Source organism: Anaerocolumna sedimenticola (genome assembly GCF_009931695.1).
Taxonomy (GTDB): Bacteria; Bacillota; Clostridia; order Lachnospirales; family Lachnospiraceae; genus Anaerocolumna; species Anaerocolumna sedimenticola.
In genome coordinates this window covers 2,930,338-2,956,012 of sequence record NZ_CP048000.1, presented here as the reverse complement: position 1 = coordinate 2,956,012, position 25,675 = coordinate 2,930,338, and the positions used below count along the sequence as shown (strand labels likewise).

At 36.5% G+C, this 25,675-nt stretch carries 22 protein-coding genes and 1 pseudogene; 4 read left to right on the top strand and 19 right to left on the bottom strand.

The window, feature by feature from the left end; translation table 11 throughout:
- Window positions 1–254: 254 nt before the first annotated feature.
- The 11 genes from Ana3638_RS13100 to Ana3638_RS13045 all read right to left on the bottom strand — a co-directional run bounded on the left by Ana3638_RS13100 (window position 255) and on the right by Ana3638_RS13045 (window position 13,311).
- A complete protein-coding gene (locus tag Ana3638_RS13100; protein ID WP_161838424.1) occupies window positions 255–425 on the bottom strand; it encodes a chorismate--pyruvate lyase in 171 nt (56 codons plus the stop codon).
- Window positions 426–443: 18 nt separating this feature from the next.
- Window positions 444–884, bottom strand: a complete 441-nt coding sequence (locus tag Ana3638_RS13095) for a GNAT family N-acetyltransferase (protein ID WP_161838423.1) — start codon at window positions 882–884, stop codon at window positions 444–446.
- 3 nt (window positions 885–887) lie between these two features.
- Complete coding sequence (locus Ana3638_RS13090; RefSeq protein WP_161838422.1) at window positions 888–1,988, bottom strand: 4Fe-4S binding protein; 1,101 nt, start codon at window positions 1,986–1,988, stop codon at window positions 888–890.
- A 274-nt stretch (window positions 1,989–2,262) separates the two neighbouring features.
- Window positions 2,263–3,657, bottom strand: coding sequence for a L,D-transpeptidase family protein (locus Ana3638_RS13080; RefSeq protein ID WP_161838421.1), 1,395 nt, complete (start codon window positions 3,655–3,657; stop codon window positions 2,263–2,265).
- Window positions 3,658–3,858: 201 nt separating this feature from the next.
- A complete protein-coding gene (locus tag Ana3638_RS13075) occupies window positions 3,859–5,115 on the bottom strand; it encodes an MFS transporter (protein WP_161838420.1) in 1,257 nt (418 codons plus the stop codon).
- Window positions 5,112–7,748, bottom strand: coding sequence for a phosphoenolpyruvate synthase (ppsA, locus tag Ana3638_RS13070; RefSeq protein WP_161838419.1), 2,637 nt, complete (start codon window positions 7,746–7,748; stop codon window positions 5,112–5,114). The genes Ana3638_RS13075 and ppsA overlap by 4 nt, the downstream gene beginning before the upstream one ends.
- A gap of 13 nt (window positions 7,749–7,761) precedes the next feature.
- Window positions 7,762–8,349, bottom strand: a complete 588-nt coding sequence (locus tag Ana3638_RS13065) for a TetR/AcrR family transcriptional regulator (RefSeq protein WP_161838418.1) — start codon at window positions 8,347–8,349, stop codon at window positions 7,762–7,764.
- A 346-nt stretch (window positions 8,350–8,695) separates the two neighbouring features.
- Window positions 8,696–11,029, bottom strand: coding sequence for a PEP/pyruvate-binding domain-containing protein (locus Ana3638_RS13060; protein WP_161838417.1), 2,334 nt, complete (start codon window positions 11,027–11,029; stop codon window positions 8,696–8,698).
- Window position 11,030: 1 nt separating this feature from the next.
- Window positions 11,031–11,675, bottom strand: coding sequence for a TetR/AcrR family transcriptional regulator (locus Ana3638_RS13055; protein WP_161838416.1), 645 nt, complete (start codon window positions 11,673–11,675; stop codon window positions 11,031–11,033).
- A gap of 237 nt (window positions 11,676–11,912) precedes the next feature.
- The gene (locus Ana3638_RS13050) at window positions 11,913–12,803 is read right to left on the bottom strand and encodes a GNAT family N-acetyltransferase (protein WP_161838415.1); all 891 of its coding nucleotides are present in this window, start codon (window positions 12,801–12,803) and stop codon (window positions 11,913–11,915) included.
- A 250-nt stretch (window positions 12,804–13,053) separates the two neighbouring features.
- Window positions 13,054–13,311, bottom strand: a complete 258-nt coding sequence (locus Ana3638_RS13045) for a CD3324 family protein (RefSeq protein ID WP_161838414.1) — start codon at window positions 13,309–13,311, stop codon at window positions 13,054–13,056.
- A gap of 144 nt (window positions 13,312–13,455) precedes the next feature.
- On the opposite strand from Ana3638_RS13045, the gene Ana3638_RS13040 reads away from it, so the two are divergent.
- Window positions 13,456–13,773 (top strand): hypothetical protein, encoded by a 318-nt coding sequence (locus Ana3638_RS13040; RefSeq protein ID WP_161838413.1) that lies wholly within the window; start codon window positions 13,456–13,458, stop codon window positions 13,771–13,773.
- A gap of 166 nt (window positions 13,774–13,939) precedes the next feature.
- On the opposite strand, the gene Ana3638_RS13035 is transcribed toward Ana3638_RS13040, so the two are convergent.
- The 3 genes from Ana3638_RS13035 to Ana3638_RS13025 form a co-directional block, all read right to left on the bottom strand.
- Window positions 13,940–14,365, bottom strand: a complete 426-nt coding sequence (locus Ana3638_RS13035; RefSeq protein ID WP_161838412.1) for a DMT family transporter — start codon at window positions 14,363–14,365, stop codon at window positions 13,940–13,942.
- Window positions 14,366–14,547: 182 nt separating this feature from the next.
- Entirely contained in the window at window positions 14,548–15,141 is a 594-nt protein-coding gene (locus Ana3638_RS13030; protein ID WP_202621492.1) for a GNAT family N-acetyltransferase, read from the bottom strand.
- Between the two features lie 49 nt (window positions 15,142–15,190).
- Window positions 15,191–16,024 carry an AraC family transcriptional regulator gene (locus tag Ana3638_RS13025; protein WP_161838411.1) on the bottom strand — a complete coding sequence of 278 codons (834 nt, stop codon included), beginning with the start codon at window positions 16,022–16,024 and terminating at the stop codon, window positions 15,191–15,193.
- Between the two features lie 218 nt (window positions 16,025–16,242).
- Here Ana3638_RS13025 and Ana3638_RS13020 point away from each other — a divergent pair, with 218 nt between their 5' ends.
- Complete coding sequence (locus Ana3638_RS13020) at window positions 16,243–17,724, top strand: alpha-L-fucosidase (protein ID WP_202621491.1); 1,482 nt, start codon at window positions 16,243–16,245, stop codon at window positions 17,722–17,724.
- A gap of 248 nt (window positions 17,725–17,972) precedes the next feature.
- On the opposite strand, the gene Ana3638_RS13015 is transcribed toward Ana3638_RS13020, so the two are convergent.
- The 5 genes from Ana3638_RS13015 to Ana3638_RS13000 all read right to left on the bottom strand — a co-directional run bounded on the left by Ana3638_RS13015 (window position 17,973) and on the right by Ana3638_RS13000 (window position 22,767).
- Window positions 17,973–19,499: a glycoside hydrolase family 43 protein gene (locus tag Ana3638_RS13015; protein WP_161838410.1), complete on the bottom strand. Its 1,527-nt coding sequence runs from the start codon at window positions 19,497–19,499 to the stop codon at window positions 17,973–17,975.
- A 69-nt stretch (window positions 19,500–19,568) separates the two neighbouring features.
- On the bottom strand, window positions 19,569–19,988 hold the full coding sequence (locus tag Ana3638_RS25210; protein WP_246240197.1) for a carbohydrate ABC transporter permease: 420 nt from the start codon (window positions 19,986–19,988) through the stop codon (window positions 19,569–19,571).
- The gene (locus Ana3638_RS25205) at window positions 19,898–20,419 is read right to left on the bottom strand and encodes a carbohydrate ABC transporter permease (RefSeq protein ID WP_246240194.1); all 522 of its coding nucleotides are present in this window, start codon (window positions 20,417–20,419) and stop codon (window positions 19,898–19,900) included. The genes Ana3638_RS25210 and Ana3638_RS25205 overlap by 91 nt, the downstream gene beginning before the upstream one ends.
- 16 nt (window positions 20,420–20,435) lie before the next feature.
- Complete coding sequence (locus tag Ana3638_RS13005) at window positions 20,436–21,353, bottom strand: carbohydrate ABC transporter permease (protein WP_246240191.1); 918 nt, start codon at window positions 21,351–21,353, stop codon at window positions 20,436–20,438.
- Between the two features lie 109 nt (window positions 21,354–21,462).
- Entirely contained in the window at window positions 21,463–22,767 is a 1,305-nt protein-coding gene (locus tag Ana3638_RS13000) for an ABC transporter substrate-binding protein (protein WP_161838409.1), read from the bottom strand.
- Between the two features lie 368 nt (window positions 22,768–23,135).
- Between Ana3638_RS13000 and Ana3638_RS12995 the strand changes: the two genes are divergently transcribed.
- Complete coding sequence (locus Ana3638_RS12995) at window positions 23,136–23,324, top strand: cupin domain-containing protein (RefSeq protein WP_161838408.1); 189 nt, start codon at window positions 23,136–23,138, stop codon at window positions 23,322–23,324.
- A gap of 206 nt (window positions 23,325–23,530) precedes the next feature.
- Window positions 23,531–25,641 (top strand): annotated as a pseudogene (locus Ana3638_RS27065) (GH39 family glycosyl hydrolase).
- Window positions 25,642–25,675: the final 34 nt, after the last annotated feature.

Here is a 25,675-nt window from a genome sequence, read left to right as displayed (position 1 = left end):
CATATAGGTATTCCGTTTTCCATTTGCGTAACTACTTGTTTGATAATCAATGACTCTGGTAATTTCTTGCATTTCTGGTTATTCTTACATTTATTATAATCTGCTCATTGTAAAATGTACAGGGCTTGTATAAGATTTCAATAAATAAAAAACCCCTATCTCCCGAAAATGAGATAGAGGTTAACCTTTGGTAATATATACTCTATAGTAAAAATCCTTTTCTTATGGAACGATAAAAAATATCGCTCGATAAGTTATATTATAGTATATTCGAAAAGCTCATATTTTAAATTGGTACCCTCTGTGATTTCAGACGGCAATAAAGCCCGTGCAACCAGCTTTAATTCATTTTCTGTAATATCGGTTCGCTTCAGATACGCATAATCTCCATCAATTCTTTCGACTATATAGCTCCATATTTCCATTCCGATTCCTTCTTTCTATTAAGTGTCCATACGTTTTAAATCCTGAATATTCTTATTGCGATATATTAAATCGTCTCTTTTAGTAAATCCTTGTTTTTCCCAGAAAGAATTACCTGTTTCATTCCTTTCAAAAGTAACCAGGGCTGCTTTATTAATCCCCTCCTGCTTTAATGCTTCCATCGCATGCTCAAGTAAAGTAGTCGCAATTCCTTTCTTCCTGTATTGTAAAGCTACAGCTGTGTGGTGAATAAATCCTCTTCTTCCGTCATGACCGCTTAGTATAACCCCGATTATATTCCCCTTCTCTTCCGCAACAAAACAAGTAACAGGATTACGTTTTAAATATCTCTCGATCCCGGCTTTGGAGTCATCGAGATTATTAAGCCCCATACCGGGTGTATGAATCCATAAATTATATACACCATCATAATCATCTAATGTCATATTCCTTATAACCATCTTTTACCTGCCTCCTGCCTGTTTATCAGTCATGTGTTTCTTAAAGCGTTTGGCATCCAGAAACCTGGTCGAATAAGAAAGGGTCCGAGTCGGACAGGTATCAACACAGTGGCTGCAGCCAACACATCGTAAATTCACTACCGATTCTCCCAACATAGCTTTACTCTTAATGTCAATTGACATAGGACATGTTTCATTACATTGACCGCATTGGATGCATTTTGTATTACCAGTGGTTATTTTCTGTCCTGATAATTTACTGAGTATCCCCAGAAATGTTCCCAACGGACAATAATAACAATATCCCCTGCCGATGAAAGCAATCCAAAAGAACATTGCCATAAGAAGTTCGGCGGTAAGATATTTATAATTTTCAACTTTACTGATTACTTGAGGGATACCTGGGATTGATATACCTGACAAAAATAATATCCACCATATTGTAAAGAAAAGAGCAATCCCTAGAAAAACCCAGCGGACTATCATTAATGCAAAAAGCATTTTCGATTTTAATTTTTTCTTTTTTCCTATAAGCGGAATGGCAGGTTCAAAAACTTCCGAAGCAAAACCATTAAAAAGACATAAAGTTGAACATTGCCATTGTCTTCCGAACAACAGGGTTCCTACAATCACTAAAATACTGAAACAGAGGTAAAAAATTAAGGCTGCCGATATTCCTGCTATCCCCCAGCTCTGTATGTGGCTCTGATAAATCGATGATTCCGGATATAACAACTGCAAGGGCGTCGTAGACCAGGGCAGCGGCATTGCAAAAAAGTAAATTTCACCGTTATTTAAAAATACGGGTGTAATAATATGTACAATTAAAGCAGTAATGATAAATCCAATAAAATTCCTTTTCCGTTTCCCTGTCCTACTGGACTTCCCAATTATTTTCACCGTTAAGACAGAGCATAGTATTATAAATATGGTCTTAATCCAGTTCTCATAAAATTGCCAGAACCATGTTATAAATGCTGCAGCTTTTGGGCTGGCATGACTGGCATAACCGTAATTTATTCCTGCAATAATGATACAAAGAATAATATAAATCCAAAGAATCATTTTTAATACTATTAGCTCTTTTGATTTTTTTGTACTCATCCTTTTTTAAGTTCCTCTCTGAACTGCTGCTTTAATACAATTATAGTTATGTATATTTATTAAGTCAATCCGAAAAAAATAACCGCTAATTAAAATTTTATGCTTAACCAGCTGCTATTTAAAATTATCTTTTATTTATTAATCTCTGTTGTTTCTCTTTTATAATAGTGCTGCTATATCTTTTTCTAACTTTTCAGGTTTGTCCCCAGGGCTATAACGCGCGATAACTTTTCCCTCACGGCTTATCAGAAACTTCGTAAAGTTCCACTTTATACTACTCTTCATAACTAATTACAGGAATCCCCTCTTCGATTTGTTCAAAAATTTTCTTGGCTAAATGTAACGGAGCATTGACACAACCATGGGTGCCTCTTCTTTTATATATCTCTCCTCCAAAAGAATATCTCCAGCTGGCATCATGGATTCCCATATTGCCATAAAAAGGCATCCAGTATTTTACTTCCACTTTATAACCCGGTCCCTTTAGAGTCGCACCTTTTTGTTTATAATTAAGCATATATACACCAACTACAGTAGCATTTCCCCTACCTGGATTCCCGGTAACCACAGAACCCTGCGTTATGAGTTTCCCATCTTTATAAAACCAAAGATGCTGCCTTGTTATGTTTAATTCCACATAGGTATTACCAATTTCATTACCTTCCCTGGATAAAGCTTTTTGTTTATAAACCGGTTCCTTTACAACTATTTTTCCCTGTATGATATTATCCATTAATGCTTTCGTTTCCATATTCTGATCAATTTTCCATCCATATAGCCCGCCTTTTATTTCTATGATTTTTCCAACAGAGGTTTTAAACTCCCGCGGCACTCCGACAGTATCATATTTTTTGCTCAGTTTTTTTATATAACTTTCAATTGCGGATTCACTTATAATTACATCTAAATCTTCGTTCACACTAAGCCAGTCTTTTATAATATTTCCGTCCAGTTTTTCATAATTATTGCCAAATTTATATGTAATTTTTGTTGATACATATTTATTTAAAAGATTCCTGGTTTTTCGGGTTTTAACCGAATTAACGGTATATTTAGGATTCTCATAACATTGCTTTTCATTTAGATCTAATTTTTTATCCCCTTTTAAAATACTTTTTGTTATAACCTCATACAATTTTTCCTGATTTATCTTATTTCCGTAAACTTCTTCTATCACAGTATAGAAACCATCAGAATATGTAAAACGTACATTTTTAGGTTCCGTTATTTTCTTATTTAAACACTTTAACTCCTTTACTTCTTTTTCTAATTTTTCTTTATCATAAATATATAAGCCTGTTATATCATAATTCTGGTTTTTGAATAAGGAACCAATCCATCTGGTAGATTTCTGCGTATGATGAATTTGAGAGATATTATTTTTCTCATTATACCTCATATCAATCGCTTTACCCGTCAGCTCATCCGTTTCACCGTTTTTCTCTATTACCTGCAGTTTATAATCCTTTATGTACCGTTTAAATAATTGCTCCGTTTCATCATATGCCTTTAATGAGACATTCACTCCATTGATTACCGTATGTAAAAAGTAATGATTACTAAAAAATAACGAGATAAGTAAGTATATTAACAAAAAAGAAGCCGTAACAATAATCATATTCCTTGTAATCTTTTTTTTAGAAAACACCATAATCTTAATTGACTTCATACTGATTTTTGCCTCTCATTAAATAAAACTTGCTTAAACATAATAATTAATTTATCATATGTTCTCTGGTTTGATTTTAAAACTTGAGAAATAACTGGTAAATCAGTTTTATTCCATGAAAGGGCTGTCCTGAAAACGTACCTTGATGATGTTATTTAAAGACACAATCAAGGTACGTTTTCAGGACAGCCCCATGATGGCTCAATTAAGCTCAGAAGTTTTTAATAATCCTCTTGAAAACAAAACCGAGATCAACAGCATTAATAAAAGAACACCAAGTAAAACCCAATGTAACTGAATTTTACTTAAGATAATACCATATAATAGCGCACCAAAGGGCATCCCCCCTTTTGATATCATCCCAACAATAGAAAATACCCTGGACATATATGCATCAGGTGTAGCTTTCTGTATAAAAGTCTGCACCGGAACATTAATGAACATAATGGCAAGACTTAGTAAACAAAGAACTCCTGCCAAAAGAGAAAAGTAAAGGATCGTATCATTACCCAGCAAGGATATACTACCCGGAAGCAATAAAGCATAAAAAGCTGTTAACATTACCATCTGCATACTGCAGCCGGTGATCAGAGATTTTATTACCTTCTCTTTTGAAAATAAAAGTCCTACGAGAATGCTTCCGAAAAGTGCACCTAAAATCATTGCCATCTGCAGATAACCATACTGTGTATCGCTGTATTTAAGGCTGTTTCGGAAAAATAAAGGCAATACCACGGTAAATAACGGTTGAATCATAGCATATATAATAAGAAAAAAAGTGCAAAACCTGCGGATTGAAAGATTATTCAGAATAAATTTAACACCTTCCGATAATTCTGCTAAAAACCTTGTTTCACCAGAAACCTGCTCCCTATCCCAATGCTTATACCGAATAAACAAAGAGCAACTCCCCGATATCAGAAATGAAATTCCGTTGAGGAAAAACAAGGCGGAAACACCTAAATTTGTATAAAGTGCCGCACCAAGGACCGGGCTTATCACTCCGGCCAATGTCCGGAGTGATGCCAGAATGGAGTTTGCCTGTGTCAGTTCATCTTTGGATACCAATTGCGGCAGCATACCTTTCGTAGCAGGATCAAAGAAGCCATACAGTATGGATACGATCACCTGTACAAGCAGCATCACAGTTAAGCTCATACTGCCGTTATGGGAAATTACTGCTAAAATCAAGATAACCAAGGCACTAGCCAAGTCCGTCGTTATCATAATCCGCTTACGGTTCAACCTGTCCCCCAGTACACCTGCAAAAGGATATACCAAAAGGGTTGGCATTAAACATAGAAATGAAAACAATCCCACCGTTGCCGAGGAACCACCAACATCTATAATATAGAGCGGTATAATTACCATTTGGATACCAGTCCCTGTATCCGATACCATTCTGCCAAGCAACAGCAGCAGAAGGTTTTTATTTATCTTTTTACCTGCCCCTTTCATGAATCAGCACCATCCAGAATTTCCACGTACCCTTCGGTTCCGTTTACCCTGATTCTCTGACCATCCTTAATAATCTTTGCAGCATTTTCTACGCTTACAACTGCTGGCAGACCATATTCTCTTGCTACGACAGCACCATGGGTCATCATTCCACCAACTTCTGTAACCAGCCCTTTAATGGATACAAATACCGGTGTCCAGCTGGGATCGGTAAATGAGGTAACCAGAATATCACCCTCTTCAATATTGGCATCCTCCATTTTTAAGATTACCCTTGCCCTGCCTTCAACTACTCCCGATGAAACGGCTACACCTGCCAAAGCACCTTTTGGTATATTACCCGTGTCATATTCACCGGATATAATCTCACCATCCGAGGTAATTACACGGGGAGGCGTCAGTTTTTCATAAACCTCATAATCTTCTTTTCTTTTTGTTATGATATTAATATCAACTTTATTAGTATGAACAGCTTTCCTAAGTTCCTCAAAGGTCAAATAGTAGATATCCTCCCTATCCAGTATTACTCCCTTTTGCACCATTTTATCGGCTTCTTTCATCAAAGCCCGTTTTACGGTCCATAGATACCATACCAATAAATATTTGTTATATTCTCTGGCACCGGCATAATTACGTAAAACACTTATTACTTTCTTTGTCTTTCTTGCTTTACCCTTTCCGCCCGGCAGTTCTTTCAGACGTCTTAGGATATCCTCTTCTTTCTTTTTCGCTTCCTTTAGACCCTGATTAAATTTCAAAGTATGAGCACCTGGACCAAAGGTTTTGATATTGCTTAAGATCATAGGTATTAATATGGTCGGCTTCTCGTTCCACCTGGTTCTGGTTATATCGATTTCCGCCGAACACCGCATACCATATTTTTTAAGGAAAGCCTGCAGACTATCCCTTACCTCTTTTCCTCCTGTAAGCCTGGCTAAATCTTCATAAAAAGTTTCGTCACCGGCATGTTCAAAATAATCCAAAACCGCAGGATACTTTCTTACAACATCCGCCACATCTAAAAGCTCCAGTCCCATTTCCGAGGTAACATTATCATAAACAGATTGAGCAAGAGTATCCGCCGCATTCTTCTCATCCAGCCATTTGTTCATATTTTTGTTAATCCAACTGGAAGCATAGGCTCCTGCAAATACCGCACCATAATTTTTAAATATCTCATTTTTCAAATTTTCGAAATCTTTTACGATAAAATCAAAAAGGGCATCTCCGGATAAACCGGTGATTTTTTTCTCCCGGACCTGCATCAATTTTTCATTTTGAGCCATTAGATTTTTAACTACAACATGATCATTTTTACGGTAGGCGCTTATGGTATCCACTCCCCATTTCAGCCAAACGGAAGCTTTCATCATTGCTGCTTTTTGCTTATTTAACGATTTAATAAATTCTTTACGCTTCATTAAATTTAATAAAGCTTTCTGCATAAGAACATCTACTGTATCAATACTCTTAACAAATATCTTACCAGTCACAGGTGACCTAAGCTCTCTGGATATATCAATATATAACCTGTCTCCGATGTTAATCATAGCCGAACCAGAAATCAGGCTGAAAAAATCCTGGAAAAAACTTAATCCCAATGGTTTCATTGCTTCCGTCATCATTTGACGATGACCAAACGAAAAATATACCCGGTTTTTACCATCATTTATCTCCGGTGCCGGATACAAGGTCGTAATCGGACGGCTCTGAACGATATATATTTTATCTTCATATAGGCACCACTCAATATCCTGCGGGCGTCCGAAATAAGCTTCTATCATTCTTCCTGTTTTCTCAAGTTTAAGAATCTGCTCATCGGTAAGCGTCTGTTTATTCTGACTTTCGGCTTCTATTTCTCTTTCCTCCGTACCGCCATCGGCCAATGCATAAATTGCCACTTTCTTAGTCGATATCTTTTTATCGGTAATCTTTCCTTCCCGTACTTTATAGATATCTGAATTGACAAGGCCGGAAACCAAAGCCTCACCAAGTCCAAAACTGGCGTCAATGGACAGTACTTTTCTGTTGGAAGTAATAGGATCGGCAGTAAACAGGATTCCGGAAGCCAGCGGAAATACCATCCTCTGGATGACAACGGATAATTGAACCTTACTATGGTCGAAAGCATTTTGTATACGGTAGGTTACCGCCCTGTCTGTAAACAGAGATGCGAAACACTTAGCAGTATGTTTCAGGATTGCCTCTTTTCCTATGATGTTTAGATACGTGTCCTGCTGTCCTGCAAAGGAAGCAGTGGGTAAATCTTCTGCCGTAGCACTGGAGCGCACTGCGTAAGGCTCATTTTCACCAAGCCTGGTGATCTGGCGGTGGATTTCCTCCTCTATATCTTTTGGGATAGGTGCATTTTCTATCACTTCACGGATTTTACCGCTGATTTCACTGATATTTTTTTGATCTTCCGCTTTTAAACCGGATAAACGGTCAAGTAAAACCTGAAACTCCTGACTATCCTTTATTATCCTTTTGTAAACATCCGTAGTAACACAAAAACCCTCCGGTACCCGCACTCCGCTAATTTTTGATAATTCGCCCAAGTTGGCACCTTTACCTCCCACAGCGCCAATTTTTGATTTGTCAATATCACGAAAACTTAATACATAAGTATTCATATCAATAACCTCCCTATCTTCTGATACCTTCCTTAATTATTTTAATTCCCTCACTAATCTTTCTAATAAACATTTCCTTATCAGCCATATACATGGTTCCCTGTTTCCAGATAAGTGTATAAGCCATATCTGCAATTAAATAAGAATCTGATTCCGGTTTTATATATCCCCGTTCCTTATCACGTTCAATCAATTTAGCAAAATCCTCAATAATTGATTTTCGTAACCCGATAATGAATTCACTGTAATCAATCTCCATATATATACTTATTTTCAAATAGTCCGGATTGTGCTGAGCCCATTCATAAGTGGCTTTTGTTGACTCGATACATAAAGTAAAAAAATCAGCATTCCGGTCCAGGTTTTCTGCATGATGTGTAATATAACGCTTTTCCTTGGCAATCTTCTCAATCATATAAAGATATATGTCTTCTTTATCTTGAAAGTACTGATAAAAACTGCCCCGCGGTATCTCTGCCAGCTTAACAATCTGGTTTATTGATGCTTCACTAAACCGTTTTGATGAAAATTCTTTCACTGCTGCCTTAAAAATTTTCTTCTTTTTATCTTCGCTTAAATTATTAAAAGTATCCTTTGGCATGTTATTACCTCCTAATGGGGATATCATACCACAATTTTTTAAATGTGACAAGTATGTCATATGACAACATTGTCATTTTTTTTGTATAATGGTATAGTAACACTTTACGTTTTTAATTTAAGGAAACGTATCTATAATATTGTAGTTTGAATTGGGGTCATTACCTTAAATATTACTTCATATTATTAATGTTTTTTACAATTAAGCAGAAAACAGAATATATCAGAACCCTCCCTTTGCTCAGGGCGGGTTCTGTATGAAGAGTAATGTTATAGAATTGTAATATAATAATAATTAATAGAAGGATTATATAAAGATAAGATTATAATTTAGGAGTATTTATGCCCTAACTTAATTTTTTAGTTACGGTACCGGTACTGCCGTTTACAATAACCAAATCACCTGTTTTTAGCTCAGTTGTTCCAATTCCGCAGCCTACAACCGCAGGTATTCCCAATTCTCTTGCTACAATTGCGGCATGGGATAAAGGAGCGCCAAGGTCGGTAATAATCGCCGCTGCTTTAGGAAATAATGGTGTCCATCCAATGTTTGTAACAGTAGTGACAAGTATTTCACCTTTCTTAAAATCTTTTGCCTCATCAAAACTGTGCAAAATACGTACTACTCCCTCCACCGTACCCGGGGCCCCTGCAAAACCTTTGATGGAATCTTCCTTATTAGCTATAACCTCCGCGTTAGGATCATAGTAATCCTGCCTCTTATCTTCAGAATTCATCCATTCTTTAGGATTAAACCTGCCTCTGATTAGCTGCGGGAAAACAGGTTGTTTTTGATATTCTTCAAAATTTTCACGCCTTTTTATAAGTTTATCCAGCATTTCCGTATCACCCTGTAAAAACCTTGGAACTTCATAACAATACATCATAAATATATCTTCACCGATTCCTGTGACAGAGCCGATTTTCAGAAGTAAATGCCTCATAACCCTAAAAACCTTTACAAATTCATTTCTCAGAGATTCGCGGGTATTAGCATCCTTGGATATCCTTTCCAGTTTATTATTAAGCCACTTTTGTTTTCCGGGAAATCTTTGTGCAAAAAGCTCTTTACCTTTCAGAAATTCACTTTGTTGTTTTTTTAATAATTCAGCCGGTCTGAGGTTAGCATTATTAAATTCTTTTATCTGATTATCAATAAAGGAAGGATCATCTGCCGGATATTCATAATAAACTTCAAATTCGTGAGGACTCCTGTGGCCGTATAACTCCAGATATTTTTCAGGAGTTAAGGTGCCGTTTATTACTTGCTCTATGGCAAGCAACGGCTTCATGCTTACAAGGGTTTGCTCACCGCTGAAATTAGAACATAATAAATTTGCCAGTTCTTCCCCTGCCATCTTAGAAAGCTTTCTCCTGAGTGTAACCAGTGTTGCGCTTCCTGCCCCGCCAAACCAGATATACCATAAAGCCGATAAATAAGGGCGTACATCCGATGTCCACAACCGGAACAAATCCTGTCTGGTATTTGCTTTCTCTATACTTTCAAGGGTTTTCACATACCAAACCGGAGTATGTTCCAGATAATAATCTTTTTGCTTTTTTGATTCTTTCATGCGTTTCAGGCTTTTTTTTGCCCGGAGAAACATCTCCTTAATTAAATATGGTGTACTAAAAGGGTATATAGGTACTTCGATATGATCCGGAATATGGCCAAAAACGTCACCAATCAGTTCCTTAGCCTTTTTTACATCATATCCCAATACTTTTAACGATGAAATCATGATACTGATATTGGAATAGGTTCTTCCGCAAATATTACCGAACATAAAATACCCGGGAACTTTCTGACACTCCATATCCATTTCATGGAGTAAACTCCAGGTAAACGGACTCATTACATCGGGTACCGCCTCTCCTACGTTGTTGCTGCTCCAAAGGGCGTCCATATCCAGACTTTGATTGATTTCATAAGTATCTTCATCTATTGTTTTTAGCGTTGTAATCGGACGAGCCTGAACAATATACAGGTTTTTATCTTTAACCACCCATTCGATATCAAGCTTGCAGCCAAAAATCTCCTCAGCTCTCAAAGTTGCTTTATACATGGCTTTTGCATATGGAGCAAAGGCTTCATCACCCTGATACTTACTGCCCCGTCTTGATATGGTAAAGGGCGAAGCATTTTTTTCACCTGATACCAGTTGTTCGCCTGCCCCAAAGACAAAATTCCCTACCATATTGACATGACTGCCGGTAATAGGATCAGCTGAAAATAATACTCCCGCCATCTTAGCCCTTATCATAATCTGAACTACGACTGCAATTTTGTGTCCTTCCTTAATTCCATGAACCTTACTATATTCGGTCACACGCTCTGATTTTGCCGAAGCGGCAACTGTTTCTATTGCTTTAAAAATATCTGCCTTACCTACATCTAACACAGATTCAAATTCACCTGCAAAAGACGTCTTAGCACTATCCTCCGAAAGTGCTGAAGACCGGACAGCAAAGGTACCGTCAGGCAGCATGTCAAGACATTTTGAAATTTCAGAAAAAGCGGCCGTCCTCAGCTTATTGTTATGAAACGCTGTGGACAAAATAACAAAGCCGTTCGGTACATTAATTCCTGCCTTAAACATCCTGCAAAGGGAGCCGCCCTTTCCTCCGGTATAATTTAAGGCTTCCGGCGTAATATCATTAAAACCATAAGCATAATTCATACTAGTTGACCTCCTTATAAAATGCATAACGTAACACTGCTATATATTCATCGATTTCTTTTATATACCGCTCTTGTTCCTTACTATAATCGTTGCTGCGTTTTTCTGGAGAAGCCTGGGATTCACTATAACCTCTTAAGGTAAATACAATCACATTCAGTGTTTTTTCAATATCAGCTCCCGGTTTAAAAAGCGAGTAATCAATATCCTTAAATAGCTCCTTACGGGCATCAAAATACAATAGATTGGAGTACTCATTCATTTCCGTACTTACCGCTGGATCCTTTTCATAATAAGCAGATGCTGCAAAATCAAGGATAGCTGGGTATTTATTGGTTAGCTTTAACTTTAATAAAAACATCTCTCGTAATCTCTTTAAAACGTCCCTTTGTTTCAAATCTAATTGTGCATAATAATCGTCCATGATGATTTTGTAGGCATATTTAAATAAAAAGACATATAGATCCTTTTTTGTACCGAAATAATGAAATAACAGCCCTTTTGATATCTCTGCCTCTGCAATTATTTCATCCGTAGTGGTTTTTTTGTAGCCATTTTTTGCAAACTTACTCATGGCGGCTGCAAGTAAAGCCTCTCTCTTCGTTTCTTCCATTGTAAATATTTTATGTTTAGCTAAATCCTCCATCTCAAACCTCCCAAAAAGATTATTGACTAAACCAGTCAACGACATTATAATGCCATTGACTAATTTAGTCAATAGGTTTTTAAAACAAATATTATATATTAAAACTCAAAAATTATGTGCCGGTATATTTTATACAGGCACATAATTTTTGAGTTTTATTAATCTTAATTATAAGATTGAAGGCGTATATCATCCCACCCTGCTCTCTTGGTATCTCTTTTATATTGATAAACTTAACTATTTTATTTTCCATACCGTTGCGGTAGTATATGGACGAAGCCCGATACTATAATAAAATTGCTGCGATGAACCCACTAAAGCAATTTTGGCCCCCTGTTTCCCCACACGGCTGATTCCTTCTAAAACCGCAGCCTTACCTAAGCCCATGTTACGGTAATCCGGATCTGTTGCCACCGGTTCAATTACTGCATATCCAGCTTCCGGATCATACCACATACCGCAATAGGAAACAAAATTTCCATCAGGAGCAACAACGGCAACTTTTAAATTTAAATCTACATTCGGACGAAGCATTTCCTGTTTTGCCTCCTCTTCTGCTTCATTTGAAAAAGAAAATTCACCCTCTCCATTCAGCTCGTGGTTAAAACCTTTCCATAAAACCCGTCTATATTGATACAGATCGAATGTATCTTTCATTGTTGTAATATAAAAACCCTCCGGCAGTTTATATTCAGTACTGGCCTTTCCCAGATAAAAGACGGCATCATTTTCTTTCCTATCTGTAGCAATCAAGCCGGACTTGGCAGCAATATCCTGAAATGTTACATCCGTATCCTTTATAATTACTCCAAAATTACAATTATATGAAAGCTTTTCCTTCGAATACTCCAGTATTTCTTTCTTTAAACCAGTATACTCCGGTAGAGTTAAACAGAAAGTTTCTCCCATATGGCAGTCGAAAGTGGCCAGCCCTACAATTTCATCCTTATCCTCCCATATACCAATCTTGCCTACTGATGACTTATCAAGCCAACCATGAGTAGCCATCCAGTCCCATCTTGCGTATGTATATTCTGAATATCCTGTTTTAACAAGAAATGCTCTTACCTTAAAGTAATCCTCCGTAATACCGGCTATATTTGTATAATTTCTAAACTTAATTGGCATAAATAAAATCCCCCTTTATCTTTTACTATCACCTATTGCGTTTCAATGTTAAAAGTTTTATTTTGATCTTCTAAACCTCATTCCAATTATTATTATAATTCATTATGGAAAGAATTAAATTCCAAACTTATCTATACCTATTCTTGACCAGACAAAAAGTGTCCGGTTTGCAAACTCTTGCTATGGCGTGCTGTCGCTTTAATGGCAATATCCTTAAAAATAAGGGTCTGAAATTACCAGACCCTTATTTTTATGCTTTATATACAATTTTTCTTACCGTTTCATATGCTAATCCAAATTCCTGTGATATATGATCTATGGTATATCCCAACTGATATTGAATTTTTATCTTTTTGTTTCTGTTCTCAAAAAATCGTTTGGAGCCATTTTTTTCTCCCCACTTTTGCTTCTCTCCGCTGGGTATATATAATATTTCTCCGCTTATATGTTTTTGAATTTCGATTACCAGCTCTTCCGGTAATACTTCTGCTGCATTTAAATACTTCATAATATCCGCTCCTTATTTAACTGGATTTACATTAATTAAAATAAAGTGCAGAGTTTTGCAGACAGCTTTCTATTTTCCCATACAGAATAGTATTCTATCGCTTACTCTGCATGGGATAATGCTTGATCAAGGCTATTTCGTAAAATGATTCTGATTTTCATAACATTAACACCCCTTGAAGAAGAATTTACCGCTTATAAAAACAATATACCAATATGTAGAAAGTGTCAAATTAATCTTAATACAGAAACCGGCGATGAAGTTGTCAGGGATGAAAGGATGCTTAAGTTATATTACATAAAATGCATTGATACAGAAGCAGCAAATAAAATTCTTGATGAATTTGAAGAACGATGTAAGAGAAAATTAAAGACTCGAAAACTCATATTGAAAATATTAAATCAAAGGCTGCCGCAAATTCAGAAGAATTTTATACCACCAGCTTTGGAGCATATATTTTAACACAGAGATCTATAAATGCAGCTTTGCTTAACCTGAAGTGTTGTGAATGGGTGAGAAAGGTATATGAAAAAAAGAATTATTCTTTTCCTGATGAAGATTATAATTATGAGAAATAAGACATACTTTTTATCTAGTTATTTTATAAATGCATTTACCCTCTGTTACCTTAACCCTTCAGAAAAATAACAGCACCCATAAGAAATAGTATCATACCAGCCATTTTTTTAAAACTAATATCTGTATTATTTATCAATGCATCAATCAGCAATCCGCTTACCATCTGACCTGCCAGAATTAAAATTAAAGTATTTGAGATCCCCAGTTTGGGAATTGCTTTTGAAGACAGATAAATAATAAATGCACCAAAAAATCCTCCTATCAGCCAAACAGGATTCACAGTAGTCACTTTTGCATACCTAGGAACATTCCCCAGGCACAGATTAATTAACAGCATAAAAGACAAACCTACAATCAGGCTGTGTAAAGTTGCAATACTTGGCGTTAAATATTTGCCAAGCTGAGAATTGATTCCCGATTCAATTGTGGTAAAAACTCCTGCCAATATGGCAAGCAGCATAGCAAAAATATTCATAGTAATTCTTCCTCCAAAATCTATCATACTTTGAAAATTTCAAAATTCATCATTGCAAATAACTAAAAACTGGATACTTTCGAAAGTACTTGTTTATAATACTAGATATGTGGAGGAAGATTATTATATACACAGAAACAACGCAAATTTTACAAATAGATTAATATTGCTTAATTTAATCTTTATTTGCAATAACTCATGTAGATAATTTCATTAAAACCTTTGAATTTAGAATGTTTTACCCGTTCACGCTGTGTATCGGTAAAACCTAATTTTTTATACAAACGGTATGCATTTTCATTGGTGTCCACTACCTCTAAGATATATTCATGGTATTGAAGCTCCTTAATTACATATTGAAACAAAGCCGTACAGACACCTTTTCCCTGCGCTGTCTGACTTGTAGCAACACTCTCAATATAAGCAGTATCATCCGGATAAGTTAATGGAGTACTAAATTCCTTTTTCAATAGGTGATAGGCAATACTTCCCATGACAACTCCAAGGCCTTTTTTCATACTTGTTTTATCTGTAGGAATAGCACGCAGTTTATTATTTGCACAAGCCAGCATGCCTACAATTACACCATCTATTTCAGCCAAATAAAAAATGTCTGCACAAAAGGTGTCTTTGAATGCAGTTTTAAGCTTTTCTTTATCCTTAGTAAAAAAAGACAAATCCTTATAATAGGCATCTACAAAAACACCGGCTACATCATTACGGACATCCCGGTCATAATCGGCCATTCGCTTTATGATCATACCTTGCTCACTCATAATGTTTTGCCTCCTTATTTTTTTATTAGAGTCTCATGTATGAAAAATACTAAACAAATTTTTGCAATCCTTTGTAAGCGGATGGTGTCATTCCATATCTTTTTTTAAAGACCCTGCCAAAATACCGGTAATCTTTGTAACCGACAGAATATGCTACCTGTTCTATACTCAAATCAGGTTTCGTAATAAATAATTGAGTTGCTTTCTCAAGCCGTACAATATTGACATATTCCATTGGTGAAACGGAAAAGTATTTTTCAAAAAATTGTATGAAATAATTAGGGTGCAAATGAACGATTTCCGCAATATTTTTTAACGTTATAACCGATTGAAGGTTTTGAATAATATAATCATTTATCTTCGTTACAAAATTATCCGAACTCTGCGGTATTAATTTATGAGGGTTTATATGTTCCAAAAAAATCTTAAATAATTCAATGAGAATCGCTTTCTCTGATAAGATATCCAACAAATTCGACGAAGAATCCAGGCTTATAAGCCGCTCAAAGAGCGGTGTAACTACCTCCTGGGGTGGTAAGCAATGTAAGGTTTCCTTACTGTAAACCACCTTTTGTTCTCCGTTAAAGGTCAAATCAAAGTGGCACCAGTATTTTAATACCGGATTTAATGGATTATGCATATATGTATGCTTTGTATTTGCGGGAATCAAATATAATTCTCCAGGTTCCGGGTAATAGGTATCTCCATTGATAATTATAGTTGCCTCCCCCTCTTTAAAATAATAAAATTTGTAATAACCGTAAATACAGTCTGTTTCTCCCCAATCAGGTGCACATACATTAAAACCACGTAATAAACATTTCATCATTATCGTATCAAATATGTTTTTGTTTATTGATTTTACCTCATTTAATCCACTCAATTTTTTTCCTCATTTCTAGTCAGACTGCAACATAACTGTTTGTATTTATATTACGATAATACATTAATTTTGTCCACATATATATTAAAATACGCCATTAATATAACGGGATAAATACGTATAATTAATTTTATGATATGTTTTGCAGAAGGAAGGGTGCCTTGCGGCTTCTTCCATCAAATTTTGTGCCTGCTGTGGCGGCGGAATGAGAGGTATTTATGAATATTAAAGTAGCTGAATATTTAGAAAAGATTAATAATGTAATTGAAAAAGGATATTATAAGGATGATTGGGAATCACTTCAAACTTATCCTGTTCCAAAATGGTATGAAAATGCCAAGTTCGGTATTTTTATCCACTGGGGCGTATACAGTGTTCCCGCTTTTGGCAATGAATGGTATCCAAGAAATATGTACATCCAGGGTACAAAGGAATATGAACACCACATTAATACCTATGGTGCTCATAAAGATTTTGGATACGCAGATTTCATTCCGTTGTTTAAAGCAGAACATTTTGATGCAGACGATTGGATGAAACTGATAAAAGCATCCGGTGCAAAATATGTTATGCCGGTAGCAGAACATCATGATGGTTTTCAAATGTATGACAGCACCTTATCTGATTGGAATGCGGCTAAAATGGGACCGAAAAGGGACATTCTGGGGGAATTGAAAGTTTCTGCCGAAAAGGAGGGACTTGTCTTCTGCGCTTCCGACCATCGTGCGGAGAACTATTGGTTCTTTGGTGGTGCCCGTGATTTTAATTCCGGATTACAGGATATAGAGTTTCAGGAACCATATGGTTATGCACATCCCGATTATTCCAAGGCAGAAGCAGTGGATACTATTTCTAACGATATATATTCCACTCCCGCATCAAAAGAACATTTGGATAATTGGCTGGCAAGAACCTGCGAACTGGTAGATAAGTATCAACCGAAAGTGGTCTGGTTTGACTGGTGGATTCAAAACATCTCTTTCAAACCATACTTAAAGAAATTTGCCGCCTATTATTATAACCGCTCACTGGAGTGGGGTGAAGAAGTCGCCATTAATCATAAGTTTGATGCCTATGCTTATCAGACGGCTGTTTTTGATGTTGAGAGAGGCCAGTTAAAAACTATCCGGCCAAGGCTATGGCAAACCGATACGGCTGTAGCGAAAAATTCATGGGGTTATACAGAAAATAATGATTTTAAAAATCCTGTTGACATAGTGTGTGATCTTATTGATATAGTCAGCAAAAACGGCTGTATGCTCCTAAACATCGGTCCAAAATCCGACGGTACTATTACCGCAGAAGATAAGGAAGTACTGCTCTCCATCGGTAAATGGTTAAATGTTAATGGTGAATCTATCTATGATACCACTTTCTGGCAGGCATATGGGGAAGGACCTACGGAAATCAAAGAAGGTGCATTCACCGATGTAGACAGAGCTCCGTTTACCTGTGAAGATATCCGTTTTACCTATAAAGCACCTTATTTATATGCCAATGTATTAAGATGGCCGAAAAATGGTGAAGTTACTATTAACTCCCTTGGTGAAAAAACCTTTCGCGGCGCTGTAAAAGAAATTCAGGTTCTGGGATTTGATGTGTCTGTAGCCTTTACGAGAAATAAAGAAGTTTTATCTGTTAAGGCAAACGATAATATTGATTCAGAGTATCCGGTTTGTTTAAAGATCCTAATCGATTGACGGAAAGCAAATTCAAAACGGAGATGGAGGAAACTTCTTTTGCGTTTCATGGGCATCCCGCCGTTAGGGCTTATTAATTCATAGGGAAGTATGCAATGCTTTTCTATTAAAAAATATCATCTATATATTAAACTTGCACTCTGTGGTAAGGCTCGGTTATACTTAGTCTTATTTCCTGAATAGCAACTTAATATAGATGATATTTTTTACAGTAACTAATCGTCTTCCCCCAACTAACTAGTTAAATACTAATCCATTACTTTTACGTCAAAATCCTTAAAAATTCCAGGACCGTTTTCCGCAAATAAACCTATATAGGTTCCCGTGAAAGTCATGACTTTTGTGCTCTCCGTGCAAAGTCCTACGACAAGCCCCGAGCCAATTTCAATATAATTCTTCCCATCCAGACTATAAGAAAATCTATAATAGGTTTTATCTGAAATCATTTGCAGATTTATATTATCGGCTCTCGGTATTTCAATACTTGAAGTAACGGTAAAAATGTCATGAACATGCTTTGCCACACAGATTTTATATACATTCGACTCCACTGTCAGATATATTTCATAATGGTATGAGTCATTATAAAATGCCGTAAGACCTGCCCTCATTCCCTGTATAGCTTTTGGAATACTCACATTAACCGTTGATACGGTTTCAAATCCTTTCTGGCGGATACCGATCCAGGTCGGTGAATCGACCTGATTTAGAGTAATTTCCGTACCTTTTAAAAGTAATTCTTTATTACCGTTAAGGATATAATTTTCCATATGGGGATTTCTTAGGAAATTATAATGCAGGTCAAATTTATTCCCTGAAAAATCATCATAAAAATTCCTGTTTACCAATTCGGGTACATTTCCGGGAAGCGGCCCCTCCATCTCCAGGGAAATAAGTCCATTCTCTCCGACTACCGGCCATCCGTCTTCTGTCCATTTAACCGGTGCTAAAAATGTCTCCCGTCCAAGATTATGGAGTAACACACGGTTAGATTTTTCCTGGCAGGGACGTATCCCCAGGCATACCAGCCACCAGTTGCCATTATGGTCCTGCATCATATCAGCGTGACCGGTACAATATATTTCCTCCCGCATGTCATCTCTATGTGTCAAGATTGGATTAAACGGGCATTCTTCGTAAGGTCCGTAAGGATTATCTGCCCTTAGCATGGTTTCCATGTGACCATATTCCGTACCACCCTCTGCTAACATCAAATAATATTTACCAAACCATTTATACATGTGGGGTCCCTCCGGATATCTGCCCCCACAGCCCCGGCTTATCACAACACTTTCTGTTAAACGCTCTCCGGTAAATGGATTTACTTCACATAGAAACATAGCTGCTTTTCCATTTTCATCCCTATTTGTTGATACAAAATATACTTTTCCGTCATCATCAAAAAGAAGGGATGGATCTATCCCTCCCTGATCAACCCATACCGGTTCTGACCATTTTTTTTCAATATCATCAGTATGTACAATAAAATTCCCTTTACCGGAAACATTTGTTGTAACCATAAAAAATGTCCCGTTATGATAACGTAAAGTTGGAGCATAAATACCGCCCGATGGGTGACAGCCTTTTAACCAAAGTTGGTTTTCCTCTGTCAGGCAATACCCCTTTAGCTCCCAGTTTACCAGATTCTTACTGTGATAAATCGGCACACCTGGAAAATATTCAAAAGTGGAATTTACAATATAATAATCTTCTCCTACTCTGCATATGGAGGGATCCGGATTATAACCGGTGATAATTGGATTTTTGTATTTCATCTGCTATTCTCCTTAAGTTTAATGAATATAACTTATCAGAAGTTGCTTTTAAACTTCTGTTTAAATATATTAGCCTTTCAAACCGGACATTTTAATTCCCTGAATAAAATATTTCTGACAGGTTGCAAAAATTACCAGTACAGGCATCAATGAGATAAGTGCCATTGCCATCATCTGACCGATTTGTACATTGCCTTGAGATCCTTTAAAAAACTGTAATCCGATTGCAATAGTAAATTTCTCATTGGAATTTAGATAAATCAATGGATTAAAAAAGTCATTCCAATTGTAAACAAGCGCCATAACAAGAACGGCTAACATTACCGATTTTACGGATGGAAGCAGAATTCCCACAAATACCTGTAATGAGTTGGCACCATCAATTTTCGCAGCTTCATCTAACTCTTTTGGTAATGTTCTAAAAAACTGGATAAAGAGGAAGATATTAAAAGCACCTCCCCCAACCAGCTGGGGATAATTAAAGGCCAAAAAGTATCCAACATACCCATCTTATAGTAAAGCAGATATTGGGGTATTAAAGTAACCTGGGATGGAAGCATCATGGTTCCCAATAATACCATAAATAATAACTTAGATAATCTGGAATGAAATCTTGCAAATCCGTAAGCTACTATGGAGGAGGAAAGAACCGTTCCGATTGTGGCTAAAAACGTAATAATTGCCGTATTCTTAAAATACAATTGAAAATTAGCACCTTTCCAGCCTTCCACAAAGTTTTCCAAGGTTATTTTTTCCGGTATCAGGGACGGAGGCATTTTATAAATATCCGACATTGGTTTAAATGATGTGGATATCATCCATATAAACGGAAACAGGCAGACAACCGCCGCAAATATCAATATAAAATATGTGACAATTCTTGCAGCAATTCTGGTTTTTTTCTGTGATCTTGTATGCATAATCATCCTCCTCTCTTTAATCATCATAAAATACCCAATATTTTGACGTTGATACAACAATGACTGTAATTATCATAATAACGGCAAACATGCCCCATGCCATCATAGAAGCATAACCCATTTTTCCATATAGGAATCCGTTATTATATAAGTGTATAGCAGCCGTATAGGTACTGTTTAGCGGTCCGCCGTTTGTTAATATCAAAGGCTGCTGGAAGACCTGAAATGCTGCAATAACCGTAACAATCAGATTAAAATAAATAGTCGGTGTGCATAATGGTAATGTAATATAACAGGTCTGCCGTATAGAACCTGCCCCATCAATCTGAGCACTTTCATAATAGGATTGGGGGATGTCCTGGATTCCTGCCAGCATAATAATGATATTATTACCAATAGTCCATAACGATAAGATAACGATAGAAACCATGGCTACATTTTTATCTCCCAGCCAATTAGGTCCTTTCAATCCAACGAGTGATAAAACATAATTAATGATTCCATAGTCTTTCTGGAAGATCCACCCCCATAGAATCGTGACTGCAACTCCTGATGTAATATATGGAATATAAAAAGCTGTTCTGAAAACCCCCAGCCCTCTTACTTTCTTACTTAATAACAAAGCAATAAAAAATGCAACAATGATACTGCTTGGTACAAACATACCAACATATTTTAATGTATTTAAAAATGCTTTTCTAAATAAGTTATCATCTGTAAATGCATATTTCCAATTCTCAAGTCCCACAAATTCTCCGACTCCGGTAAGATTCATGTTAGTAAACATAAGATAAAAAGAATACAGAATCGGATATAATGTCAGTACAAGGAATCCTATCAGCCATGGGGCAGTATAGATATAAAAATTTCTCGCTTCTCTTCGTTTCATTGCCGAATATTTTTTCTCTTTTATTTTACCATTCAATTTTACCATACCTCCTATCATCATAGCTGTTTTCAAAAATTGGGTTGTTGCTAACCCCATTTTCCATACTTAAATCAGGTAATTTTAAGATTTTGCAACAACCCTGTATTTATAACCATTACTTACTGTTTGCCTCATTAAATGCTTTTTCAAGAGCCGGATAATATTCATTCATCGCATCATCAGGAGTCTTTTTATCAATTGTAACCGACTGCCAAATTTGTGTCCAAACGTCACCTGCTGCTGAGAAAGCGCCACCCCAGATATTAAGTTTTGCACTGGCCAAACCTTCCAGATAGATGCCGTTGCTGATTGGTCCGTATTTCAGGTCTTTATAATAACTTTCTGCCACAGTTTTGCAGGATGTCAAACCTACCGTGCAGGTTGCTTTTGCCATATCTTCATTGGCATACGCAGCTTCTTTTAAGAATGTCCATGCAGCATCTTTATTCTTGGAGGTAGTCACCATGGCATAACCGGTTGCATACATCAGATTGTTCTTTCCTCCGTCAGCAACTTTTGGCATAGGTACTGCATCCCATTTAAAATTTTCACCTACTTCATCAGCAATCAGCTTTGTTTCAAATCCACCCAGTGTATACATTGCCGCATGTCCGGATACAAATAACTGTTCTTTCGGAAGGCTCTTTGCTGCAGTGTCATCCGGCATTGCTTTACTTTGTACTAAATCACCGAAAAGCGTCAGCCCATCTTTTACTTCCTGGCTGTTAATCTGTAACGTTTTCAGGTCATCGGAATAAGCGCTTCCGCCTTTACAGATAATTGACATACCTGCATCAATCCAATGGTTAACAATACCGTAAGTAGCATCCGCTCCTTCCCCTCCTGCAAATTTCTTAGCAGCTTCCGCTAAGTCATCCCATGTCCAGTCTGCGGTGGGATAGGAAACACCAAACTTGTCAAACATATCTTTGTTATAGGCAAGTACAAATACATTTTCCAGCAGCGGCATAGCTTCAAGTTTGCCGTCCGGACGGTAATATGGATCAATCATTCCTTCCGTAGTTACGGACTTTAAATCTACCCCTTCTTTTTCCACATATGGATTTAAATCTTCATAATATTTTGTATACAATCCATAATAGTCCGGAGACATCTGGATAACATCCGGTCCGGTGCCGGCTGACAATGCTGCCGTCATTTTCTGGTCCCATACATGGTCAGCCGTAGGAATAACGGAATGTTCCACTTCAATTTCCGGATGAGCTTTCTTAAATACCTCCACCATGGACTCTCTGGATTTCTTCTCTTCATCTGCACCCCATGACCAGATCACGAGCTTTTGTTTTCCCCCGCTTGCTGATGAGCCATCAGTCTTAACTGAATTTCCACCACCGCACGCCATAAGACTTGCTGCCATGATACCTGCCAAACCTATAGCTGCTAATTTCTTTAATATCATTTTTTCCTTCCTCCAATCAATAAACTCTTAAATAAAATAATAGTTATATATACATCAAAGCTGCGCGCTTAACTTTGATATAGTACCTTAATAATGGTCTTATTGTTTCTCCTGTTTGTTACTGACTATACTTTTTAAAATATTTAGTGACTTAATATAGTATATAAATTATACTTTTTTATCTCCGGTAAGTCGTGTCTATTTTATGAATATACAACTCGTTTTTTGCTCATCTCCGCTATTCCGGCGAATTATAACTCAAAAATTGCTTTTACACTTGTATTTACAGATATGGTTTTGTATAATTTTTATACAACAAACGACATATCAGGAACATTATTAACCAAAATGACAAGGAGGATAAATGTATGGTAGCAAAATATGAGTTAATCAAATATCCAAACGGAATGTCAATCCTTTTTTATGACATTAATTACTTAAAGGCAATTCCTCACTGGCATAACGAAATCGAGATTATTTTTGTTATATCCGGTACATTAGAGTGTATTATAAGCGGAGATACCTATTCTCTTAAAAAAATGAAATCGCAATTATAAACCGCGAACAGATTCATTCCTGTATTAGCAACAAAGAAAAAACAACTCAGATTTTATTGCTTCAAATTAATGAACAGCTTTTTAAAAGCCTTAATATCGATTTATCATCCATTCATTTTGTAAATCAAATAAGTACGGACATTAAGTCAGTCTACTATCACGAGAACAGTGAAGCATTAATAAAATTATCAAAAAAACTAAGTTCGATGATCAATCCCAAAAAAACATCCGATCAATCCGCTGTCAATCTTCTATGCTGCAATATTATTTCAATGCTGCCAATAGACAGTTCCTATACCACCTCTTCCGATAAACAGCTTGAGATAAAAAACAATCAGATTAACCGAATAAAAAATATCTTTGCATATGTAGAAAAGATGTATCGCGAGGATATTTCATTAGAGGATTTAGCAAAATCGGAAAATTTCAGTCCCTATTATCTATCTCATAGTTTTAAAAAATATACAAATACAACTTTCACCCAGTATCTGGGCAGCTATCGGATCAGTATGATTCAAAAAGATTTACGAAATACGAATGATTCTATTACAGAAATTTATCTTCGCCACGGTTTCAGTAACAGTAAAACTTTTAACCGAACTTTTCATAAGTTGACCGGCTGCTCGCCGAGTGAATATAGAAATAATGCAGTCACAACCCCGGAGGAATTTCCTGTAATTCCCAAAAGCCAAACATTGGATACCGATATTGGTACCTATATTACTTATAGTTCTGCCACACTTAATTCAGAAAAGTACCTGTTAACCGGACAAGTTGAGGAAACCCGTCCCCCTGTGGCATTCAATAATGAATTGATACAAATAGTGATTCCAACTTCTACCTCAGAGCATGTTTTCAAAAAATCCTTTCTCTCTACCACATCTACAGGTCGGGCTCATGATATCCTGCTCGCAAAATGGCGGCAGCAATTTGAAGTAATACAAAGCATATTACACTTTAAATACATTCGCTTTCATGGTATTTTCAATGATGAAATCGGGGTAATTACACAATTTAATGATACTTACCATTATAATTTTTTTATATTGATGATATTTTTGATTATTTACTAAGCCAGGGTTGTAAACCATATATCGAACTCGGATTTATGCCTGAAGCCATTAAATCGGATAATCAGACTATCTTTTTTTATAAAGGCCATATTTCGCCTCCTTCTTCCATGACAAAATGGACAGAATTAATTCAGGCATTTATGGAACACATAATTGGCCGATATGGAAAAGATGAAGTATTGACCTGGTTCTTTGAGGTATGGAATGAACCGGATCTGAAAGATTTTTGGAGTGGTACTATAGAGCAATATTTAGAAATGTATGAAGCTACCGCCAAAACCATCAAGGCTTTTGACCAGGGGTTTAAGGTAGGCGGTCCTGCTGCATCCAGTGCGGTTTTTTGGGATTACAATATCCTTACTGATTTTTTATCCTTTTGTTCCACAAAACGTATTCCATTAGATTTCTTAAGTGTTCATTGCTATCCTATTTCTTTCAGAGTAACACCTGCTTCAACGGATAAACAACGTATTTACCATGATATTAATGATTTAACGAGAAATTTTTCCTGGATACATACCCAGTTAAGCGGAACTTCTTTCACTGATGTTCCCATTCATATTACCGAATGGAATTCGTCACCCTTTGCCAATGACTACATCCATGATACCGCTTTTATGGCTACTTTTATACTCCACAATGTTATTGTAAACTTAGACCAGGTTGAACAGCTGGTATTTTGGGAAATCTCCGATCTGATGGATGAGGATTATGTTCCGTTTAATGAATTCGGAGGCAAGTATGGCTTAATGAACCGCTCGGGTTTAAAAAAACCCTCATTTTTTGCTTTTTTAGTTTTATCCAAATTATCAGAGGAAATTCTTGGTTATGGAACCGACTATATTGTAACAAAGTCGAAAGACGGTTATCAGATCCTATGTTTTAATCACTGCCACTATACTGAAGAATTCGCTTCCGGGCGGGAAATTACGTTATCCTATTACGACCGCTATGCTATCTTTGAGCAGAAACCAAAAAAGCAATTTCAGTTCACAATTTTAGAACAAGGGGATTCCTCTTATGAAATAGTCAAATATCAATTTGACCGTGAGAATGGAAGTATTTATGATTTTTGGCTGAAAAATGGGGCACCTGAATATCTTACTGCTTCGCAATTAAACTTTTTTAAAGAGAACAATCATCTTAGACAAAGCATGGAATACCGGAGCTGCAGGGATTACCTTATATTAAATGCAGAAGTAGAACCTTTTGGGTTTATTCTTTTTGAAATTAAACGGTTATAGCAAAAAAGTGGGCATCTGCCAAAATTCTTAGTGT

Excerpts from the sequence above, each read along its gene's own strand:
- Ana3638_RS13100 (WP_161838424.1), bottom strand. The coding sequence starts at position 425 with ATGGAAATATGGAGCTATATAGTCGAAAGAATTGATGGAGATTATGCG.
- Ana3638_RS13095 (WP_161838423.1), bottom strand. The coding sequence starts at position 884 with ATGGTTATAAGGAATATGACATTAGATGATTATGATGGTGTATATAAT.
- Ana3638_RS13090 (WP_161838422.1), bottom strand. The coding sequence starts at position 1,988 with ATGAGTACAAAAAAATCAAAAGAGCTAATAGTATTAAAAATGATTCTT.
- Ana3638_RS13080 (WP_161838421.1), bottom strand. The coding sequence starts at position 3,657 with ATGAAGTCAATTAAGATTATGGTGTTTTCTAAAAAAAAGATTACAAGG.
- Ana3638_RS13075 (WP_161838420.1), bottom strand. The coding sequence starts at position 5,115 with ATGAAAGGGGCAGGTAAAAAGATAAATAAAAACCTTCTGCTGCTGTTG.
- ppsA (WP_161838419.1), bottom strand. The coding sequence starts at position 7,748 with ATGAATACTTATGTATTAAGTTTTCGTGATATTGACAAATCAAAAATT.
- Ana3638_RS13065 (WP_161838418.1), bottom strand. The coding sequence starts at position 8,349 with ATGCCAAAGGATACTTTTAATAATTTAAGCGAAGATAAAAAGAAGAAA.
- Ana3638_RS13060 (WP_161838417.1), bottom strand. The coding sequence starts at position 11,029 with ATGAATTATGCTTATGGTTTTAATGATATTACGCCGGAAGCCTTAAAT.
- Ana3638_RS13055 (WP_161838416.1), bottom strand. The coding sequence starts at position 11,675 with ATGGAGGATTTAGCTAAACATAAAATATTTACAATGGAAGAAACGAAG.
- Ana3638_RS13050 (WP_161838415.1), bottom strand. The coding sequence starts at position 12,803 with ATGCCAATTAAGTTTAGAAATTATACAAATATAGCCGGTATTACGGAG.
- Ana3638_RS13045 (WP_161838414.1), bottom strand. The coding sequence starts at position 13,311 with ATGAAGTATTTAAATGCAGCAGAAGTATTACCGGAAGAGCTGGTAATC.
- Ana3638_RS13040 (WP_161838413.1), top strand. The coding sequence starts at position 13,456 with ATGATTCTGATTTTCATAACATTAACACCCCTTGAAGAAGAATTTACC.
- Ana3638_RS13035 (WP_161838412.1), bottom strand. The coding sequence starts at position 14,365 with ATGAATATTTTTGCTATGCTGCTTGCCATATTGGCAGGAGTTTTTACC.
- Ana3638_RS13030 (WP_202621492.1), bottom strand. The coding sequence starts at position 15,141 with ATGAGTGAGCAAGGTATGATCATAAAGCGAATGGCCGATTATGACCGG.
- Ana3638_RS13020 (WP_202621491.1), top strand. The coding sequence starts at position 16,243 with ATGAATATTAAAGTAGCTGAATATTTAGAAAAGATTAATAATGTAATT.
- Ana3638_RS13015 (WP_161838410.1), bottom strand. The coding sequence starts at position 19,499 with ATGAAATACAAAAATCCAATTATCACCGGTTATAATCCGGATCCCTCC.
- Ana3638_RS25205 (WP_246240194.1), bottom strand. The coding sequence starts at position 20,419 with ATGCATACAAGATCACAGAAAAAAACCAGAATTGCTGCAAGAATTGTC.
- Ana3638_RS13005 (WP_246240191.1), bottom strand. The coding sequence starts at position 21,353 with ATGGTAAAATTGAATGGTAAAATAAAAGAGAAAAAATATTCGGCAATG.
- Ana3638_RS13000 (WP_161838409.1), bottom strand. The coding sequence starts at position 22,767 with ATGATATTAAAGAAATTAGCAGCTATAGGTTTGGCAGGTATCATGGCA.
- Ana3638_RS12995 (WP_161838408.1), top strand. The coding sequence starts at position 23,136 with ATGGTAGCAAAATATGAGTTAATCAAATATCCAAACGGAATGTCAATC.